This window comes from Erwinia sp. (assembly GCF_049696395.1).
In the GTDB taxonomy this organism is placed as follows: domain Bacteria; phylum Pseudomonadota; class Gammaproteobacteria; order Enterobacterales; family Enterobacteriaceae; genus Erwinia.
This window is the reverse complement of record NZ_JBAVTT010000142.1, coordinates 1-21,013: the sequence shown is the minus strand read 5'-3', so window position 1 is coordinate 21,013 and position 21,013 is coordinate 1. Positions and strand designations below refer to the sequence as shown.

Sequence of the window (21,013 nt, the reverse complement as noted above, 5' to 3'; positions counted from 1 at the left end):
GCGCGCAGTAACAGCGAAGTATCTTCATCCGGCTGCCACAACAGAGAAGGGGAGATCGCATACTTCTCTTCGCGGGTGTGATCGTATTGGGTATCGCTGTTGCGAGTGATCCCTGTCAGACGAAACGCCCACTGATCGTTAATCGCGTTGGTGTAATCAAAAGCGGCGCTGTTGGTAGAGTTGGTGCCGGTTGACGCGCGGAAATGGCCTTCAGGCGTGAACTGCGGACGCTTAGAGGTTTCCATCACCAGGCCACCAGGCACGGTCTGGCCATACAGGGCAGAAGACGGGCCTTTAATCACATCGATGCGGTCCAGGAACCAGGGATCGACTTGCAGAACGTTATAGCTGCCCGGATCGCTCATCAGACGCAGGCCATCCAGGAAGATGTTATCTACATCACCCCCGTGGAAGCCACGCAGAGAAACCGTATCGTAACGGGTCGCGGCACCAGCGAAGTTGGTGAAAGCACCGGCGGTATAGTTCAGCGCCTGGTTAACATTCATCGCGCCCTGATCTTCCATCTGCTGGCGGGTAACCACCGAAACGGACTGGGCAGTGGTGATCAGTGGACGATCGGTTTTGGTCGCGCCTTTACTGGTTTTGGCCGTGTAACCCTCTGTTGGCGTGGTCGCCGTTTCTGTGGGCTGCGCGGTAACGACCAGCGTCTCAGCGGCAAAAGTGAAAGCGGGTGTAGCCAGAGCTATGGAGCAAAGCAAAGCAGAACGCTTTAAAGAAAAAGCCATTCTCATTGTCAATTCCCTTACAAAATGCGAAGAAAGATCCGCGGGCGCTGGGACAGGTGAAAGACGCGCCGTGACGGTAATGTAAAGATTTATGATAATCTCAATGAGAATTATTATCTTTCCGTTACTGAGTTTCAAGCATTGAATTTGCTTATCTGTTCACTTGCAAAAAGAGGGGAATTACATCGCCGGTAAGAGAGACCAGCGGAGCGAGCCGCTGGCCTGAGATCGGATTAAGGTTTCAGGTCGTGCAGATGATCGTCGCGGTTCAGTGTCAGCATTGCCGCTGCGCTGATCAAGCCGGTGATCGCTACATACCACGCTGGGATATAGAGATTTCCGGTTTGTTTGATCAAGCCGGTGATAATCAGTCCTGCACAGCCAGAGAAAACCGCGTTAGAGAGTGAGTAGGCCAGACCCAAGCCGGTGTAGCGAATGCGGGTGGGAAACATCTCGGCCAACATGGCAGGGCCGGGACCGGCGATCGTTCCCACCACCGCACCCGCTATCAGTACGGCTAATCCTTTCAGCCAGAGCGCGGTATCAGGTTGCTGCAACAGCGCCAGTAACGGGAAGCTGAACAGCACCACAATAAGCATCGCTATTAACATAATACTGCGTCGTCCATAGCGATCGCTCAACCTGCCAGCGGGCAGAATGGTCAGCGCAAATCCCACGTTCCCCAATACCGTTGCCACTAACGCCTGCTGAAAAGTGGCATGCAGCGCAGTCTGCAACCAGGAAGGCATCACCACCAAAAAGGTGTAACCAGCAGCTGACCAGCCCATCATCCTGCCAATACCCAGAACGATGGCTTTCACCACCGAGGCAAGTGGAGCAGGCTCAAGCTTTTGTGCTGTGGCGAAGGTTGGCGGTTCTTCCAGCTGTGAACGCAGCCAAAGTGCTACCAGTCCCATCGGCAGAGCCAACAGGAACGGAATTCGCCAGCCCCAGTCCTTGAGCTGTTCCGGTGTCAGCAGCGCCGACAACAGGGCAACCAGACCGGCTCCAGCCAGTAAACCCAGCGCGACGGTAAACGATTGCCAGGCACCATAACGTCCTCTTTTTCCTGTAGGAGCGAACTCGGTCATCAGCGCGACAGCACCGCCAAATTCTCCTCCGGCGAACAGCCCTTGTAACATGCGCAGCAGGGTCAATATCAGCGGAGCCGCCACGCCGATGCTGGCATAAGTGGGCATCAGGCCGATCAGAAAGGTGGTCAGGGTCATCAGCAGCAACACCGCAATCAGCGTCGGTTTTCGGCCAATCCGGTCGCCGATGCGGCCAAAGATCATCGCACCAATCGGGCGACAAAAGAACGCCAGCGCAAAGGCGGCGTAGGTGAGGATCAGGCTGGTCAGATCGCTTTCACCTTCAAGGTGGAAAAAGTTAGCGGCGATCACGGTTGCCAGGAACCCATAAATGGCGAATTCGTACCATTCGATAAAGTTGCCAACAGATCCGGCAATTAACATTTTTTTCTCAGGGAACGGAGAGCGAGTTGTCTGCATGGAGGAAATACCTGGTAAGAGGGTTAACGCAGAATGCCTTTTTTAGTGAGCAAATAACAGCAAGGTGGGGGTAATGTCGGCGGCTGTCTTACTTGGTAGACCGCCGCCGACTGCTTCGGGTGTTACTGAGTTTTTGTCATATCACTCACGTTATTACAGGTCCTGTTTTTAGGGCAATACAGGTCCATCAACTTCAGCGTTACGCCGTTGGTCCAGCCAAAGCCATCCTGCAACGGATATTCACCGCCTCCGCCTCCGCCCAGTCCTTTGCCTTCAACCACATATTTTTCAACTAACTTATGCTCCTTGTCGTAGGTGGCCTGCACGTTTTGCAGGAAACGCATGCCGATATCCTTCGCCAGCGCCTGCTTGCCATAGTTATTCAGCCCCTGAACAGCGGCCCATTGCAGCGGTGCCCAGCCGTTTGGCGCATCCCACTGCTGGCCATTATTGACGTTGGTGGTAGCCAGTCCGCCTTCTTTCAGCAACTGTGACTTCACGGCCTCTGCGGTGCGCGTGGCGTGATCCTCATTCGCGGCCTGCAGATAAAGAGGGAATAAAGTCGCCGCCGTCAGCTGAGGACGAACCGTGGCTTTCTGCCAGTCATAGTCGGCGTAGAAGCCCTGTTTATTGTCCCAGAGATAGTGGTTGATGGCGGTCTGACGTTTTTTCGCCAGCGCATCAAATTTCTTCACCTCTTGGTCATTTTTCGCCACTTTGTTGGCGCGAGCCAACGTTTGTTCCAGATGGAACATCAGGGCATTCAGATCGACGGGCACAATGCGTGTGGTATGGATGGTGGAAAGATCGCCCGGTTTATCGAACCAGCGAGAGCTAAAGTCCCAACCTGAAGCAGCTCCGGCGCGCAGGTCGCGGTACAGCTCAGCCTTATTACGGTCGCTGGCCTTCTGCGCGGTGGCGATGTCATCCATATAAGATTCCGTACGCGGAACGTCACGAGCATCCCAGTAGCGGTTTAGCAGCGTGCCATCTTTTAGCTTCACCACACGTTTGCTGGCCTGACCTGGCTTCACGCTGTCGGCATCCGCCATCCAGTAGTCGTACTCTTTTTGCAGCTCAGGCAGGTATTTGCTGTAGGCGCTGTCACCCTGATGCGTGGCCAGTAAATCGACCATCATGCTGAAGAAGGGCGGTTGTGAGCGGCTGAGGTAATAGCTACGGTTGCCGTTAGGGATATGGCCGTAGGTGTCCAGCTCATGGGCAAAGTTTTCCACCATATCCTGTACGCGGTCCCAGTGACCGCTCTCGGCAAGGCCAAGCATGGTGAAGTAACTGTCCCAGTAATAGACCTCACGGAAGCGGCCGCCGGGCACTACATAAGGTTTTGGCAACGGCAACAGAGAATCCCACTGGCTGGCCTGCTGTGTGGATCGGGTCAGCACCGGCCACAGGCCATTAATATGTTCTCGCAGGCTTTGACCGGCTGGGGGAACATACTTTTCGCCTTCAGAGGGAAGCGTAAAATTGCTCTCCACAAAGTGGCGTAAATCGAAGTTGCTCTGCTTCTTCTGCATTTGCCAGTCAGCCAGAATCGACGTTGGATTACTTTTCGGTACGGCATCGGCAAAGGTTTTTTGATCCGGGTAGAGTTTCGCGGCCTGCACAGCATGGAACAGCGGCCCAAGGCGAATATCAGGAGGCTGAGGCGCATTACTCAGCAGACGTTGCCCGGCATCGTTCTCTGCCGCATAGCCCGTTTGTGTCAGTGCCGCGACCAAAAAAGGCAGCACCAAAACAGCTTTCCATTGACGCTTCTCAACTCTCTGCATAAGTAGTTCTCCATGTCCAGACGATCGCTGTCTGTAAGTTATTGACCCTGCAACAAACTTTAGACGACTTTACGCAGTTCTACCTTGGGCATGCCGGGAAATGTGAGCTGGTCAGGGTTTTCGATCCGATAACGACGCGGAAAAAACGGCGGCAAGAATGTGACGCAAACAGGAACAGGAGTGATGGCCCATCGAACAACCCTTCCGATCGGAAGAGGTTACGGTTTGACGGATATTAGGGGTGGCGATGCCTTACGGCGATCGGCTCACCCTTGATGCCGCAGGGAGACAGGGTAGCTTTCGCTACAGGCATGGCCCATCACTCACCGACTCTCTGACAATCATTTCGGAAATAAAGGTGTTTTGCGGCGCCAGATAACCGCCGTCCAGCATCCCGATAAGTTGCGTAATCACCGCGTTGACCATCTCGCTGACCGGATCTTTGACGCTGGATAGGGCGGGGATCAAATAGGGCGCGGTAGGAATGTTATCAAATCCCATCACCGAGACGTTTTGCGGCACGGCAATCCCGGCCTCACTCAGCTGTTTCATCGCGCCGATGGCCATTTCATCGTTACTGGCCAGTAAAGCGCTGAAGGTGACGCCGTTTTTTAACAAGGTCTCCACGGCTGCCGCGCCGCTGGCTGGCGACCATTTTCCCTTGATAATCAGCTCATCGCACACCGGCAAGCCGTGATGCAGCAAGGCTTCTTTGTAACCGGACAAACGCTCCAGAGCGGTAGGCGAATCCAGTGAACCGGTAATAAATGCTATCTCCTGATGACCGCGTCCAATCAGATAATCAGTGGCATCAAAACTTGAGCCTTTGTGGTCACAATAAATACAGTGGCTCTGGTGCTGGCGGAGTTTGCGGTTCACCACCATCAGCGGTTTATTGTCTTTGTCGATAATCTGATCCAGCTGATCCACCGATAAAAAACGTGGATAGATGATGATCGCATCACAGCGTAGATCGTGCAAAAAATCAATCGCTTCCAGCTCTTCCTGCGCGCTGTTCTTGCCATCAACCAGCAAGAGTTTTCGCCCGTTGGCATCCAACATTTTTGCTGCCTGCGAAATCAGTTCATTGAAGTAAGGGCCGTTATACAGCGTGTTGGTCACCACCAGGCCGATGCACATCGACTTACTGGTCGCCAGATTCCGTGCCAGCAAATTGGGCCGGTAGCCCGCTTCCTCAATGGCTTTGAAGACCTGATCTTTGGTCTGCTGGCTGACGTAGCCTTTACCAGACAGCACGCGTGAAACCGTGGCTTTTGAGACGCCTGCTTTGGCTGCCACTTCCTGCATTGTTGACACAGGCCCCTCCTGGAAGCATCGAAATGAAGCGTCATTCTACACATTCTGCAGAGCACGCGATGAAATACCCATTAATAACGATCCCCGTCACAAATTCACCACGCCAATTACCCTAATGGTTGAAGTTTACGACAGAGTTGAACATTCTCGTGTGAAACCGGTTACCTCTTTTTCTCAGCGTAGCAGATTAACGGCCCATAAGAGCCTGATCGAACGCCTAACCCTATGAATTCTGGAGAATAGCCTCTCATGGCAAAAAACTTTGCACCTCTGGCTCAGTCGATAGTCGACGCGCTGGGCGGCGTGGACAATATCGCGGCCGTTACCCACTGTATGACCCGTTTGCGTTTTGTGGTTGTCAACGAGGGCAGTGTTGATACCGCAACGCTAAAGTCCCTGACTGGCGTAATGGGCGTGGTCAGCAATGACACGCAGTGCCAGGTCATTATCGGCAATAACGTTTCTCAGGCTTATGCCGAAGTGCAGAAACTGCTGCCAGCCGATGTCGCGGCAAAAGAGGCCCCGGCCAGCAGCAAAAAATTCTCGTTCAAACGGATTGGCGCGGGAATTCTTGATGCGCTGATTGGCACCATGTCACCGTTGATCCCGGCGATTATCGGTGGCTCGATGGTCAAACTGCTGGCGATGATCCTGGAAATGTCCGGCGTCTTCACCAAAGCCGACCCAACGCTGGTTATCCTCAACGTGATTGGCGACGGCGCTTTCTTCTTCCTGCCGGTGATGGTGGCTGCCTCAGCTGCGGTCAAATTTAAAACTAACCTGTCGCTGGCGATTGCTATCGCTGGGGTGCTGGTTCATCCGGCGTTTATCGACCTGATGGCTAAGGCCGCACAGGGTCAGCACGTGGAGTTTATTGGCCTGTCCGTGACGGCGGTGAAATACACCTACACGGTGATCCCCGCGCTGTGCATGACCTGGCTGCTTTCTTACATTGAGCGCTGGGTTGATCGCATCACGCCGGTGGTGACCAAGAACTTCCTTAAACCGATGCTGATTATGTTGATTGCTGCGCCGATCGCCATCGTCTTAATTGGTCCATTGGGGATCTGGATTGGCACCGGCATTTCTGCCGTGGTCTATACCGTTCACAGCTACCTTGGCTGGTTGTCGGTGGCGATCATGGGAGCGGCCTGGCCGCTGCTGGTGATGACCGGTATGCACCGTGTGTTTACTCCAACCATTATTCAGACCATCGCGGAAACCGGCAAAGAGGGCATGGTAATGCCTTCGGAAATCGGCGCCAACCTGTCGCTGGGCGGATCCTCTCTGGCCGTTGCCTGGCGCACTAAAAACCCGGAACTGCGTCAGACTGCCCTGGCGGCTGCGGCTTCAGCCATTGTGGCGGGCATCTCCGAACCTGCGTTGTACGGTGTTGCGCTGAGACTTAAGCGTCCGCTGATTGCCTGCCTGATCAGTGGCTTTATTTGTGGTGCCGTCGCCGGGATTGGCGGCCTGGCCAGCCACTCTATGGCCTCGCCAGGTCTGTTCACCAGCGTGCAGTTCTTTGATCCGACCAATCCGATGAGTATTGTCTGGGTAGTTGGCGTGATGGTGCTGGCCGTGGTGCTTTCCTTTGTTACTACGTTACTGCTCGGTTTTGAAGATATCCCGGTTGAAGTGCCGCGAAGCAAAGCAAGTGCAACAAGTGAGGCTACGCCGTCAGCTGCGCTCGCCGCATCGCCTGCAGTAAAAACACATTGATTAAGAGGTTTGTTATGTCAGCAACACAGTTTCCCGACGGTTTCTTATGGGGTGGCGCCTTAGCCGCTAACCAGGCCGAAGGTGCAAGTTTTGAAGGTGGAAAAGGACTGACAACGGTCGATGTCATCCCGCATGGACCGCAACGACTGGCGGTAAAGACAGGGTTAGAAAAGCGCTTTGCGCTGCGTGATGATGAGTACTATCCGAGCCATCAGGCGATAGATTTCTACCATCGCTATAAAGAAGACATCGCCCTGATGGCTGAGATGGGCTTCACGGTATTCCGTACTTCCATCGCCTGGAGCCGGATTTACCCGAAGGGCGATGAACTGGTGCCAAACGAAGAGGGCATTGCCTTCTATCGCGATATGTTCACTGAGTGCAAAAAATACAATATCGAACCGCTGGTTACCCTGTGCCATTTTGATGTTCCGATGCATCTGGTCACCGAATACGGCTCATGGCGCAACCGCAAAATGGTGGAGTTCTTCAGCCGTTACGCCCGGACCTGTTTCGAAGCCTTTGATGGGCTGGTGAAATACTGGCTGACGTTCAACGAGATCAATATCTTGCTGCACAGCCCTTTCTCTGGGGCAGGATTAGCGTTTGAAGAGGGTGAAGATCAGGCTCAGGTAAAATATCAGGCCGCTCACCATGAATTACTGGCAAGCGCGCTGGCGACCAAAATCGCCCATGAAGTCAATGCTGATAACCAGGTTGGCTGCATGCTGGCAGGCGGGAATTTCTACCCAAGAACCTGCAAGCCTGAGGATGTCTGGGCGGCGCTGGAGAAAGATCGTGAAAACCTGTTCTTTATCGATGTGCAGGCTCGCGGTGCGTATCCTTCCTACACCCGTCGCCTGTTCGCGGAGAAAGGCATTACGGTGAAGATGGAAGAAGGCGACGGTGAGATCCTTAAAAACACCGTCGATTTTGTCTCCTTCAGCTATTACGCCTCACGCTGTGCTTCCGCTGATATGAACGAGAACAACAGCAGTGCCGCCAACGTAGTGAAGTCGTTGAAAAACCCGCATGTTCAGCTCAGTGACTGGGGCTGGGGTATCGATCCTCTTGGCCTGCGCATCACGATGAATATGATGTATGACCGTTACCAGAAACCGCTGTTCCTGGTGGAAAATGGTCTGGGCGCGAAAGATGAGATCAACCAGCAGGGCGAAATCATTGATGACTACCGCATCAGCTATCTGCGCGAGCATATAAAAGCCATGGGTGAAGCGATTGCTGATGGGATCCCGGTGATGGGCTATACGTCCTGGGGCTGTATCGATCTGGTTGCGGCTTCTACGGGCGAAATGAGCAAGCGCTATGGCTTTGTCTATGTAGATCGTGACGATCGCGGGCAGGGCACGCTGGCACGTACCAGGAAGAAATCCTTCTACTGGTATCAGAAAGTGATTGCCAGCAACGGAGCCGATCTGGCGTAACCCACGCAAAAAAAAGTGCCCTCGCTCTGCGAAGAGGAGGGCACCGGTCAGGCCAGCTTACTTAACGCATTTCGCGCACTGGTCCTGATGGATTTTCTGGAAGAAATCGTTGCCTTTGTCATCGACAAGAATAAAGGCCGGGAAGTTTTCCACTTCAATTTTCCAAATCGCTTCCATACCCAGTTCCGGGTACTCCACGCATTCCAGGCTCTTGATACTCTGCTGCGCCAGCACCGCTGCCGGGCCGCCGATGCTGCCAAGGTAGAAGCCGCCATGTTTCTGGCAGGCATCTGTCACCTGCTGGCTGCGGTTGCCTTTCGCCAGCATGATCAGGCTGCCGCCCGCTTCCTGTAGCTGATCCACATAGGAATCCATACGGCCTGCGGTCGTTGGGCCTAATGAACCGGAAGCATGGCCTTCAGGCGTTTTGGCCGGGCCTGCGTAATACACCGGGTGATCTTTGATGTACTGCGGCAGACCTTCACCGTTATCCAGACGCTCTTTCAGCTTCGCATGGGCTATATCACGCGCCACGATAATGGTACCGCTCAACGACAGACGAGTAGAAACCGGATGCTGAGAAAGCTGATCAAGGATCTCTTTCATCGGACGGTTAAGGTCGATATGCAACACTTCGCCTTCACCCTGCTCGCGCAGTTCGGCAGGGATATATTTGCCAGGATTGTCTTCCAGCTTCTCAATCCAGATGCCTTTACGGTTGATTTTGGCTTTAATGTTACGGTCTGCAGAGCAGGAAACGCCCATGCCAACCGGGCAGGACGCGCCGTGACGTGGCAGGCGAACAACGCGGATGTCGTGGGCAAAGTATTTGCCGCCGAACTGCGCGCCAAGACCCAGCTGTTGAGCCGCAACCAGCAGCTCTTCTTCCAGCTGCACATCGCGGAAGGCCTGACCGTGCTCATTACCTTCCGTTGGCAGTCCGTCGTAATAATGGGTGGAGGCCAGTTTTACCGTTTTCAGGGTACTTTCCGCTGAGGTGCCGCCGATCACGAAAGCAATATGGTAAGGCGGGCAGGCTGCGGTCCCGAGAGTCAGCATTTTGCCGATCAGGTAATCCTTCAGCTTCGCCGGGCTCAACAGGGCTTTAGTTTCCTGATAAAGATAGGTTTTGTTGGCCGAGCCGCCGCCTTTGGCGATGCACAGAAACTTATATTCATCGCCATCAACGCTGTAGAGGTCAATCTGCGCTGGCAAGTTGGTGCCCGTGTTGATCTCTTTGTACATATCCAGCGCAACAGTCTGTGAGTAGCGCAGGTTGTCTTGAATATAGGTGTTGTAAACGCCCTGAGATAAGGCCGCTTCGTCACCGCCGCCGGTCCAGACACGCTGGCCTTTCTTGCCGCTGATGATGGCGGTGCCGGTATCCTGGCAGGTAGGCAGAACGCCTTTCGCGGCGATCTCCGAGTTTCTCAGAAACTGTAACGCCACATAGCGGTCGTTTTCACTGGCTTCCGGGTCGGCCAGCACGGCAGCAACCTGCTGCTGGTGGGCTGGGCGCAACATAAATGAGGCATCATGGAAGGCTTGCTGGGCCATCACGGTCAGCGCTTTCGGGTCGACTTTCAACATTTCCTGGCCATCGAATTCTGCCACGGAAACATGGTCGGCGGTCAGCAGGTAGTATTCAGTATCGTCAGCGGCGAGCGGGAAGGGGTTTTGATAGTAGAAGGGTTTGTTCGACATTTTTTTCTCACTTAATGACGTGTTGCCGCGTGAGCAACAGGCAATATCATTGGCGACAGCATCTTATTGGTTTTAGTCTTGCCAGCCCGTAAAGGCTGGCAAGGGAGAGATGATATAACAATTAATCAACATCTGCATGCTTCTGCGGCCGCAGCCGCAGCGGGTCAGAACATCATTACCATCCACGGATAGCCAATCAACATCAGACCGGCCAGGAAGATAGCCCCAAAGATGGTCCCCAGGCGCCAGTAATCTTTGGTTGGCAGGTAGCCACTGCCGTAGTAAATCGGGCTTGGTCCAGTACCGTAAGGGGTGATAATCCCCATCACGCCCAGTGACGTCACCATCATCAGGCAGTAGACCGGCATATTGATACCCGGAATGGCTGCGGCGATGGTCAGCATGGCTGGCAGCAGCGCGGTGGTATGCGCGGTGGTGCTGGCGAACAGGTAATGCAGTAAGAAGAAGGCAACAAGCAGCATTACTGCGGCAACCTGTGGGTCAATACCGGTCAGCAGCTGACCCCCTTCTTTACCCAACCAGGCGATAAAGCCGACTCGGGCCAGGCCATCAGCCAGCGCAACCAGCGTGGCGAACCAGGCGAAGGTGTTCCAGGCCGGTTTGTTGCTGGTAATGTCGTTCCAGTTCAGCACGCCGGTCCACAGCATCAGGACCACGACCAGTAAGGCTGCCATCGCTGGTTCAATCCAGGCGGTGGCAAAAATCCACATCAGCAGGGCGCTACACACAAAGACCAGCAGCAGAATTTCATTGCGGGACAGTTTGCCCAGTTTCTCCAGCTCGCTCTTCGCCCATTTAGGCACTTCGTCGTTGATTTTCACTTCCGGCGGGTAAAACCAGTAAGCCAGCAACGGCATGGTCAGGATCAGAATCAAACCCAGCGGCAGGAAGGCCAGGAACCAGGTTCCCCAGGAGATTTCAAAACCAACGATGCTTTTAACCAGCGCCAGTGCCAGCAGGTTTGGTGCCAGTGCTGACAAGAACATGGAGCTGGTGATACAGGCGGCGGTAATGGCTACCCACATCAGGTAAGAACCGATTTTGCGGGCGCTTGGGTCGTTGGGTTTTGAACCGTACAGCGGCGGCAGGTTGGCAATAATCGGGTAGATGGTGCCGCCGCTGCGCGCGGTGTTGGATGGGGTGAAAGGAGCCAGTAACAAATCCGCGAAGGTAATGGCATAACCTAATGTCAGGCTGCGACGCCCAAGGTATTTCACCAGAATCAACGCCAGACGACGACCAAACTGCGTTTTGTCATACCCGGCGGCAAACATAAAGGCGCCGAAGATCAGCCACACCGTTGAATTACCAAACCCGCTCACCGCCCATTTGAAGGACTCGCTGGCCATTTTAAATTTCGGGTTGGCTAATTCGGCCGGGCTGAATAAAAGCCACTGGCTGAACAGGGCAATCACAACCACCCCAGTCAACCCAATTACGGCACCCGGCAGGGGTTCAAAGATCAGGCCGACGATAACGCCAACGAAGATAGCAAAGAAGTGCCAGGCATAAGGTTCCAACCCCGCTGGCACTGGCGTCAGCAGTAAAATCACTGCTACCAGCACCGGCAGGAACAACATAATCAAACGTTTTTTTAGTCCCGCGGAGGCTGGAGGTGCCGCGACGGGTTCACTCAAAGTTGATGTCGTTTTCATAGTATTTGTCTGCAAGTTGTGGAGAATGCGATTTAACGCCCCGGTGTTCTACAGCTGGTTTTTTTAGTTTCTTAATCGTTACTTTAGCTATTTTACCGTGACGTTTGAGTTAATTTAACGTTTTTTCCTTCTACCTTCATTTAGCTATTATTAAATGAATGTGAATATAATGCGATTTACCCGTGTGGCTAATTTTGATCTGGATCAATAAATATTAGTGTCTCATCAAAAATAATATAAAAAACGTATTATTTAAATAAAACCCTACATTTTGTATCCATTGATCCTCTAACCGCCCATCACGTTGAACTTAAAAGACTTTAGATTCAATTTCCATAAAAATCCACTGTAGATGTATCTTGTTGATTTTTAAGTATTTATTCGGAGTGTTAATTGGGGGTTGATTTTTCACAACTATTGATTAACAATTGAGGTTGGTATTTAGATTATCTTGAGCAATTAGCTGGCATCAGTTCCTTTAAAAGTTTATTAACTAAAATTAGCGGTTATGTAATAAAAGAAATTGTTATATTAATCCAATCACATCGGACCACTTAATTAAATGGAAAGTAACGCGTCCGCAACAGAATTCAGAACTTTTAAATTTTGGAGTTGATCATCATGTCTACGCTCACCCCGATCCTTAATCCCCTTACTTTGCCAAATGGCGCCGTATTAAAAAATCGCCTGCTGATGGCACCCATGACCACCTGCACCGGATTTTATGACGGCACCGTAACCAGCGAGCTGGTGGAGTACTACCGTGACCGGGCTGGCAGCATTGGAACGGTGATCGTGGAATGCTGTTTTATCGATCCTAAAGGCCCGGCTTTTCCCGGTGCCATCGCTATCGACAGCGATAACAAAATTTCTGGCCTGAGCAAAATTGCCCATGCCATCAAGTCAAAAGGTTCCAAAGCGATTCTGCAGATTTATCACGGCGGCAGAATGGTTGAGCCAGAGCTGATTGGCGGCAGAACACCGGTTGCGCCTAGTGCCATTGCCGCCCCGCGTGAAGGGGCTACCACGCCACAAGCGCTGACAGCGGAAGAAGTGGAGGTGATGATCACCAAGTTTGGTGATGCCGTTAACCGCGCAATCAAAGCCGGTTTTGACGGGGTGGAACTCCACGGCGCAAACACCTATCTGATCCAACAGTTCTACTCTCCGAACTCAAACCAGCGTGACGACAAGTGGGGCGGAAGCCGCGATAATCGCGCCCGTTTCCCGCTGGAAGTGCTGGAAATCACCCATAAGATGGTGGAACGCTTCGCCGACGCTTCCTTTATTATCGGCTATCGTTTCTCGCCCGAAGAGCTGGAAGTGCCGGGCATTCGCTTTGACGACACTATGTACCTGCTTGAAAAGCTGGCGGCTCGTGGTCTGGATTACGTGCACTTTTCCGTAGGCCAGCTGTTGCGATCTTCCATCGTCGATCGCCAGGACCCAACGCCGTTAATCACCAAATTTATCGCTATGCGTTCTGAAACTCTGGCTAAAGTGCCGGTTATCGGCGTGGGTGGCGTGGTCAATAAAGAGGATGCTGAAAGCGCCTTAGAACACGGCTTCGACCTTGTGGCAATTGGTAAGGCCTGCATCGCCTATCCTGACTGGACTGACCGCATTACTAACAATGAACACCTTGAGCTGTATATCGACAGCAACAAACGTGAAGCGCTGAACATTCCTGAGCCGCTGTGGCGTTTCTCATTAGTGGATGCGATGATCCGTGATATGAGCAGCACCGCCCGCAAATACAAAGCCGGTGTGTATCAGGAAAAAGTGGAAGCAGAAGCGCTGAAGTTGAAAATCAACGTGACGCTGGATACCGACCGTATCACCGACATCAATCTGGTACCGGATGACTCGCTGGATGTTGACTTCACCACCACCTTTGAGAGCCTGCGTAGCCGCATTCTGGTTGCCAACAGCCCACATGTGGATGCCATAACGGGTGCGACCACACAGAGTGAGGCGCTGAAAAAAGCCGTCTCACGTGCGCTGGCTACGTCCAGCAAAGAGCATGTTATTGAAGAGGGCGGTAATCCGGCAGCTCCACTGAATTACGATGTTGTGGTTATCGGTAGCGGTGGCGCAGGTCTGGCGGCCGCTATTCAGGCCAGCGATGACGGTGCCCGCGTGGTGATTATCGAGAAGATGCCAACCATCGGCGGCAATACCATCAAGGCTTCGGTCGGGATGAACGCAGCAGAAACCCGTTTCCAGAAACTGAAAGGCATCGAGGACAGCAAAGAGCTGTTCTATGAAGAGACGCTGAAAGGCGGCAAATTCAAAAACAACCCAATATTGCTGAGGGAGTTTGTGGAGCTGGCGCCAGAAGCTATCGAATGGCTGGCGGCTAAGGACATTGAACTCTGTGATATCACTATCACCGGCGGGATGAGCATTGACCGTACTCACCGTCCTGCAGACCGCTCCGCGGTGGGGGGCTTCCTGATTAGCGGCCTGGTGAAAAACATCAATAAGCGCGATATCGAAGTCCTGCTGGAAACCTCAGTAGCGGAAATCCTGGTTGAGAATGGCGCAGTTAACGGCGTGAGAGTGGTCGATGAGTATAACGATACCCGCATCATCAATGCCAAAAGCGTGATTGTGGCAACCGGCGGCTTCAGTGCCAACCGCGAGATGGTGGTGAAATACCGCCCTGAGCTGGAGGGTTTTGTCACCACCAACCACCAGGGCGCGACCGGCAGCGGCATCGCTATGCTGCAGAACATTGGTGCCGATACCGTGGATATGGGCGAGATCCAAATCCACCCAACGGTTGAACAGACCACGTCTTATCTGATCTCTGAATCCATTCGTGGCGGCGGGGCGATTCTGGTGAGTCAGGCAGGTAAACGCTTCTTTAATGAGATGGAAACCCGCGACAAAGTGTCTGCCGAAATCATCGCCTTGCCTGAGAAGAGTGCCTGGGTGGTTTTTGATGAGCAGGTTCGCCTGAACAACAAAGCGGCTGATGAATATATCGCGAAAGGTTTTGTGATTAGCGCGCCGTCCCCGCAGGAGCTGGCGATCAAACTGAATATGGATCTTCATGCACTGCTGGCCACGCTGGAGCGCTACAACCTCTTCGTTGAGAAACAGGATGATGAAGACTTCGGACGTAAAACCGCGCTGCGCCATCCGCTGAAGCAGGGGCCGTTCTACGCCATTCGCATCGCACCGGGTGTTCACCACACCATGGGCGGCGTGACCATCAATCCGGACACCGCGGTGCTGGATGCCCAGAAACAGGTGATTGAAGGTGCCTGGGCCGCGGGTGAAGTGGTTGGCGGTATTCACGGCGCAAACCGTATCGGGGGTAACGCAGTTGCCGACATCATTATCTTCGGTATTCTGGCCGGTAAAAACGCGGCGGCGCTGGCAACGCGCTAAACCGACAATGTGGGCCGATTCTGTCGGCCCACATGCTGAAGGTCAGCCCCTGCTGACCTGAAAGAAGGAACACAGCATGTCATCTGACTCCCACGTCTATTCCTATTCCGCCGTGCTGATGGGGTCGCCCATCCTCCTTAAACTTTTTGACCATAACGAAGCGCTGGCTAAAGGTGTTTTCCGGCTGATCAAACAGCAGGAAATCCTGCTGACGGTTAACCGCGCGCAGTCGGAAGTGATGGCTGTTAACCATGCGGCAGGCGACGCCCCTGTGGTAGTCAGCCAGCCGGTATTTGACCTGATTGCTCGCGCCAGAGAAGTCAGCGTGCTGCCGGGCAGTTTCTTTAACTTCACCATTGGCCCGCTGGTCAAGTGCTGGAAAATTGGCTTTCAGGGCGACAGCGTGCCGCCAGCAGCGGACATTCAGGATCTGCTGCCGTTGACCAACCCTCATCATGTGATCCTCGACAGCCAGGCCCGAACCGTCTTTCTGCAGCATCGCGCGATGGAGATTGATCTGGGGGCGATTGCCAAAGGGTATATTGCCGATCTGGTCCGCGATTATTTACGTCAGCAGGGCGTTGAAGATGCGCTGATCAATCTGGGCGGCAATGTGCAGACGCTGGGCGGCACGCCGGACAGTGAAGTGAAAAGTTGGGGGATCGGCCTGAAAAAGCCGTTCGGCGAGCCTGATGAGCTGATTGGGGTGATTAACGTTAGCGGGAAATCGGTGGTCACGTCAGGCGTGTATGAGCGCTACTTCGAACTGGCAGGCAAGCGTTATCACCATATTCTGGATCCGCTAAGTGGCTACCCGTTCGATAACGAATTGCTCAGCGTGACGGTGATTTCGCAAGACTCCATAGACGGCGATATCTATACCACGTTGCTGTATGGCATGGGCGTAAAAAAAGGCCTCGAGTATCTTGCCAGCAGGCCAGAGATCGAAGCGGTTTTCGTTACGCGCGATCGGCAGGTGATCTGCTCTTCACAAAGACAGTTCACCTTCACGTTGTTGGACTCAGATTTTCACGCCGCGTAAGGCTACTGGCAAAACTGTTTTAACAGCTCGCTATGTTCAGCCTGCAACCTGTAACGATACACCGGCCGGCCAGTTAAACCGTAGTGCAGATTGGTGGATAAAATCTTACGTTGAGCCAGCCAGATAAGATATTTGCGGCACGATACGCGGGAGATGGCCACGGCGGCGGCAAGATCGTCTGTAGAGAATTCACTTTCGTGGTGTGAATCAATCCACAGGCACAGCGTACGCAGCGTTTGCGGGGTTAAGCCTTTAGGCAGACGGTGCGCCTCTGTCACATCCGGCGGATTGCCATGCAGCAGCGCATCGACATCGGCCTGCTGATACCAGGGATGCTGATCTTTCAGGGATTTCTTGTGCTGCCAGCCGGTCAGCGCCTCCTCAAAGCGGGAGAACTGGAACGGCTTAATCAGATAATCGACCACGCCGTAGTGCAGCGATTGCTGAATAGTCTGCGCATCAGCGGCAGAAGAGATAACGATCACATCAATGTTGCGTTTCGCCGCGCGGAGTTCAGGCAGCAAATCCAGCCCGTTCTCCTGCTGCATATAAATATCCAGCAGGATCAGGTCCACTGCCAGGTCGCTGTGCAGCACCCTTTCTTTGGCCTGTTGCAGCGTTGAAGCCACGCCACAGCAGGAAAAACCTGGGATCTGGCCAATGTAGCAGCGGTTCAGCTCTGCCACCATCGCATCATCATCGACGACTAACACATTTAACATGCGGATAAGTTTCCTCCATCCCACGGCAGTTGTACTAAGAATTGGGTATAAACCCCAGGGTCGGACTCTACAATAATTTCCCCGCCAAGGCTCTGGATTTGCTGCTTGCAGAGGAATAAACCCACGCCGCGTTGCTCGCCCTTCGACGAAAAGCCGTGCCTGAAAATGGCATCAAGGTGTTCGGCAGGAATACCGGGTCCGTCATCGCTGACCTCACAGCTGAGCCAGCCATTCTGATAGTGTAGCAGCACGCTGACTTCCCCATCAGGTTGCCGGGAAAGCGCATCAAAAGCATTTTCAATCAGATTGCCCAGCACGGTGACCAGCACCGAAATCTGTTGTTCGTTGCCGCTGTCGGGCAGGAAGCTGTCTTCACTGAGGATCAGCTGGTGGCCGCTGTCAGAGGCGCGATTTAATTTACTCAGCAACACGCCAGCAATCACCGGGGACTGAATCTTTCTCACCAGCGATCCAATTTCCGTCTGATAATTATTGGCCGTTTTAAGAATGTAATCCTCCAGCTGCGCATAACTTTTCATGTGCAGCAAACCCAGAATGACATGCAGCTTGTTCATAAATTCGTGGGAGTGCTGACGCAGCGCATCAACGTAGTTCACCATACCGCTTAAACGCTGGGTCAGCTGGGTCACTTCTGTTTTATCCCTGAAGGAACAGATCGCGCCAATCATCACACCGCCTTTCATTATGGGCATGGTGTTGCAGAGCAGAACCCGGCCCCTGAACAGGATCTCTTCATCCCGCTGCGGTTTTCCGCTGCGCAGCACTTCGCGCAGGTTGATAATCAGGGCGCCGGTGGCTTCAATGCTCTGAATGATTTCGCCCTCAAGCGCCTGAGGCATCCCGGTTTCGCGGAACAGTTTGCGGGCGGCGTGGTTAATCAGCGTCACCTGGGCGCTGGTATCCACGGCGATCACCCCTTCTTTAATGGCGAACAGCATGGCATGACGCTGCTCGAACAGTTCAGACACTTCGTAGGGCTCCAGGCCAAACAGAATACGCCTGGAGGCTTTGACCAATAAATAGGTGCCGATTGCCCCAACAAAAATGCCGAACAGCGCGGTCCAGAGAATATTCCAGCGGCTCTGGTTGATCTGGTCCGTCACTTCGCTGAGTGAGATGCCGATAACCACCACACCAATCTGCCGGTGCTGAGCATCAAAAACCGGGGTGAAAACGCGTAACGCCTGAACTAGCTGCCCGTGATTGATCGACACATTTTCTTTGCCCAGCAGCGCAGGCTGTAAATCTTCACCAATAAAATGGTGATTGATGGCGTCTTTGTTCGGATGTGAATAGCGGATGCCCTCCATATTAGTGACCACCACAAACAACAGGTCGTTGCTCTGCAACACGGCACGGGCAATGGGTTGAATAACGTTGCTGGTAGGGGGTAACAGCAAACCGCGTTGAATATCTGGCGAATCGGCCAGCGTCCGTGCAACTGCCAGCGCTTTATCTTCCACACTCTTGCTGGTGACCTGGCTTACCTGAAAGAAGTAGAAAAAGTGGACCGCCAGTAACACGGCGACAATCACCGCACTCACCATCAGGCTGACGGAAGTGCTGAGTTTCATTGGGCGCTTGCGCTTTGGCAGCGAGGGATGGCGTTTCATTGCGGGACGTCCGGAAATGTTTCCCCGAGTAACTCATTATCCTGAAGGTGATGTTCCATTAAGTAACGTGGGTAATCCTTGTCCATAAAGTGACCTTAAGATGGGGGGCAGAGAGAGATGAGTTGCCGCCATGTGCCGCAGTTTCGCTTTATAACGCCTGCAGAAAACCAACCAGGCTCACCCGGACTTCATTAATCCGGGTTTCATTGCGGCGATAGTAAGTCCACTTACCAACTTTACTGGCTTCCAACAGTCCGGCTTCGTACAACACTTTCAGGCAGAGGGAAGTGGCTGGCTGTGACAGGCCAGCCTTGTCCTGAATGAGGCTGGCACAGACACCATACAGATCATAGTCATATAACTGGCTATAGCCTGCAAACGCCTGCTGTGGGTTTTTTAGCCACTGCAAAACGGCCATCCGGGTAGCGTTGGACAGGAGTTTCATGGCGTTTTCAGGTGACATGCAGCCTCACAAACAATCAGGAGCGGTAAACCGGGTAGTCAGTATACCCTTTACTGGTACCGCCATACAGCGTGGAAGCCTCCACCGGATTCAGTTCAACGTCTGCGGCAAAGCGGGCTGGCAGGTCAGGGTTAGCAATAAATGTTCTGCCAAAGCCGAACAAATCCCCCCAGCCATTTTGCAGAATATGCTCCGCTTTCTCTTTGGTGTAGCGGCCTGAATACATGATCGGCGAGGTGAACGTCTCCCGCAGAGCCGTTCTGAAACTCACTGGCAGGTCAGGGCTGTTATCCCAGTCAGCTTCCGCAATTGACAGATAACCGATTTCCAACTCATCGAGCATTTTTGCCGCGGCGAGATAAGTCGCCTGTGGATCGCTTTCGACCAATCCAAGGTAGACACGCTCCTCGTCAGTGCTGGTAAACAGCGGTGCAAAGCGGACGCCCGTTTTCTGGCTGCCAAAAACAGTACTGACAGCCACCACAATCTCTTTCAGGAAGCGCAGACGATTTTCTAAAGAGCCGCCATATTCATCCGTGCGGAAGTTGGTGTGTTCAGAGATAAATTGATTGATCAGGTAGCCATTCGCCGAGTGCAGCTCAACGCCATCGAACCCGGCGGCTTTGGCATTGATCGCCGCCTGACGATACAGCTCAACAATCTCTTTCACTTCTTCGGTGGCAAGTTCGCGAGGTTCGCTCGGAGACGTCAGCATCCCTTCACCTGGCCCGGTTTCAATAAATACCCGAACGCCAGTCGCTGTGACTGCAGAGGGCGCGACGGGAGCTTGTTCACCAGGTTGCAGCGCAGTGTGCGAGACGCGGCCAACATGCCACAGTTGGCAGAAAAGTGTGCCGCCTTGCTGATGGACGGCTTCAGTGACTTTTTTCCACCCCTCAATCTGCTGTTCGCTGTGGATACCCGGCGTCCAGGCATAACCCTGACCACGCGGTTCAATCTGCGTGCCTTCGGTGATCATGAAACCTGCGGTAGCGCGCTGACGGTAATATTCCACCATCATCTCTCCGGGTACATTACCAGGCTGATCGCTGCGACAGCGGGTCAATGGAGGCAGGGCAATACGGTTACGAAGGGTCAAGCCGCCAAGCTGTAGAGCGGAAAAAAGAGTAGGGCGATTCATAAAATTCCAGATTTTCTGAGGACAAAGAGTGGCGTCATTATATTTATAAATTTAAATGTGTAAATGCATTTTGTGCTTCAGGTGTGGCAGCAAGGAAAGCTGAAGATCAGGCATTCGCATCCTGGCAAAGAAGTGCTGGGTGAAATAGCGAAATGTGGCTGTGCCAGCCGGCACTGAGGGGAGGGGGTTTCTGGAACTATCAGGCTATTCACATTAAACGTCAGAAATGTAAAAGCCCCAACTTTTCAGGTCAGGGCTTTTAACGTACTGCATACTCATTATTAAACATTAATTTACTTACGTCGTTTTACTGCTGATTGTACAACGTCAAATGTACAAGTTCACACAGATAATATTAGGTTCTGTGTTAATAGATGACCTCCTATTATTACCGCTTAAACATAGCCCACTCAACTGTAAGTGGACGGAACACGTACATCTCCCATCGCGATATCTACTCTTGATGCGTAGCCTGACTATCGTCGGAAAATCGTTAAATATGATAACGATACGTCGACTTGAGTACTGTTGAAACATGGCCTGACATCATCGCGTTTTAGTTCCCATCCTGCGATTGGTGCAAATTTTGTTACGTGGCCCTAACGCGTCGGGTGAGTAAACTTCCCACCGTCAATGCCCATACAACAATATTTCGTGACCATCATCGCAGATTACTTCATTTACTCTTGAAGCCTTTTCCA

General features: G+C 53.0%; 14 protein-coding genes. 4 read left to right on the top strand and 10 right to left on the bottom strand.

Features of this window, described 5'->3' with window-relative positions:
• The 4 genes from WCC56_RS17465 to WCC56_RS17450 all read right to left on the bottom strand — a co-directional run.
• The coding region (locus WCC56_RS17465; RefSeq protein ID WP_424693600.1) for a TonB-dependent siderophore receptor at window positions 1-752 on the bottom strand (752 nt) is incomplete at its 3' end.
• Window positions 753-979: 227 nt separating this feature from the next.
• Window positions 980-2,257 carry an MFS transporter gene (locus WCC56_RS17460; protein WP_424693599.1) on the bottom strand — a complete coding sequence of 426 codons (1,278 nt, stop codon included), beginning with the start codon at window positions 2,255-2,257 and terminating at the stop codon, window positions 980-982.
• 122 nt (window positions 2,258-2,379) lie between these two features.
• Window positions 2,380-4,047 (bottom strand): alpha,alpha-trehalase TreA, encoded by a 1,668-nt coding sequence (treA, locus tag WCC56_RS17455; protein ID WP_424693598.1) that lies wholly within the window; start codon window positions 4,045-4,047, stop codon window positions 2,380-2,382.
• A 303-nt stretch (window positions 4,048-4,350) separates the two neighbouring features.
• Window positions 4,351-5,364, bottom strand: coding sequence for a LacI family DNA-binding transcriptional regulator (locus WCC56_RS17450; RefSeq protein ID WP_424693597.1), 1,014 nt, complete (start codon window positions 5,362-5,364; stop codon window positions 4,351-4,353).
• Window positions 5,365-5,613: 249 nt separating this feature from the next.
• Here WCC56_RS17450 and ascF point away from each other — a divergent pair, with 249 nt between their 5' ends.
• Together ascF and WCC56_RS17440 are read left to right on the top strand one after the other, a co-directional pair.
• Window positions 5,614-7,086, top strand: coding sequence for a PTS cellobiose/arbutin/salicin transporter subunit IIBC (ascF, locus tag WCC56_RS17445; RefSeq protein ID WP_424693596.1), 1,473 nt, complete (start codon window positions 5,614-5,616; stop codon window positions 7,084-7,086).
• Window positions 7,087-7,100: 14 nt separating this feature from the next.
• Window positions 7,101-8,531, top strand: coding sequence for a 6-phospho-beta-glucosidase (locus WCC56_RS17440; protein WP_424693595.1), 1,431 nt, complete (start codon window positions 7,101-7,103; stop codon window positions 8,529-8,531).
• Between the two features lie 57 nt (window positions 8,532-8,588).
• Here the strand turns inward: WCC56_RS17440 and fumA are convergent, their stop codons facing one another.
• On the bottom strand, window positions 8,589-10,235 hold the full coding sequence (gene fumA, locus WCC56_RS17435; RefSeq protein WP_424693594.1) for a class I fumarate hydratase FumA: 1,647 nt from the start codon (window positions 10,233-10,235) through the stop codon (window positions 8,589-8,591).
• A gap of 164 nt (window positions 10,236-10,399) precedes the next feature.
• Complete coding sequence (locus WCC56_RS17430) at window positions 10,400-11,911, bottom strand: anion permease (protein ID WP_424693593.1); 1,512 nt, start codon at window positions 11,909-11,911, stop codon at window positions 10,400-10,402.
• 621 nt (window positions 11,912-12,532) lie between these two features.
• Here WCC56_RS17430 and WCC56_RS17425 point away from each other — a divergent pair.
• Both WCC56_RS17425 and WCC56_RS17420 read left to right on the top strand, forming a co-directional pair.
• Window positions 12,533-15,310: a flavocytochrome c gene (locus WCC56_RS17425; RefSeq protein ID WP_424693592.1), complete on the top strand. Its 2,778-nt coding sequence runs from the start codon at window positions 12,533-12,535 to the stop codon at window positions 15,308-15,310.
• Between the two features lie 76 nt (window positions 15,311-15,386).
• Complete coding sequence (locus WCC56_RS17420; RefSeq protein WP_424693591.1) at window positions 15,387-16,352, top strand: FAD:protein FMN transferase; 966 nt, start codon at window positions 15,387-15,389, stop codon at window positions 16,350-16,352.
• Between the two features lie 2 nt (window positions 16,353-16,354).
• Here WCC56_RS17420 and dcuR read toward each other — a convergent pair whose 3' ends face one another.
• From dcuR to WCC56_RS17400, 4 genes are all read right to left on the bottom strand, one after another.
• A complete protein-coding gene (dcuR, locus tag WCC56_RS17415) occupies window positions 16,355-17,074 on the bottom strand; it encodes a two-component system response regulator DcuR (protein ID WP_424693590.1) in 720 nt (239 codons plus the stop codon).
• The gene (locus WCC56_RS17410; RefSeq protein WP_424693589.1) at window positions 17,068-18,708 is read right to left on the bottom strand and encodes a sensor histidine kinase; all 1,641 of its coding nucleotides are present in this window, start codon (window positions 18,706-18,708) and stop codon (window positions 17,068-17,070) included. The genes dcuR and WCC56_RS17410 overlap by 7 nt, the downstream gene beginning before the upstream one ends.
• 148 nt (window positions 18,709-18,856) lie before the next feature.
• Window positions 18,857-19,171 (bottom strand): ArsR/SmtB family transcription factor, encoded by a 315-nt coding sequence (locus tag WCC56_RS17405; RefSeq protein WP_424693588.1) that lies wholly within the window; start codon window positions 19,169-19,171, stop codon window positions 18,857-18,859.
• Window positions 19,172-19,187: 16 nt separating this feature from the next.
• Entirely contained in the window at window positions 19,188-20,312 is a 1,125-nt protein-coding gene (locus tag WCC56_RS17400; RefSeq protein ID WP_424693587.1) for an alkene reductase, read from the bottom strand.
• Window positions 20,313-21,013: the final 701 nt, after the last annotated feature.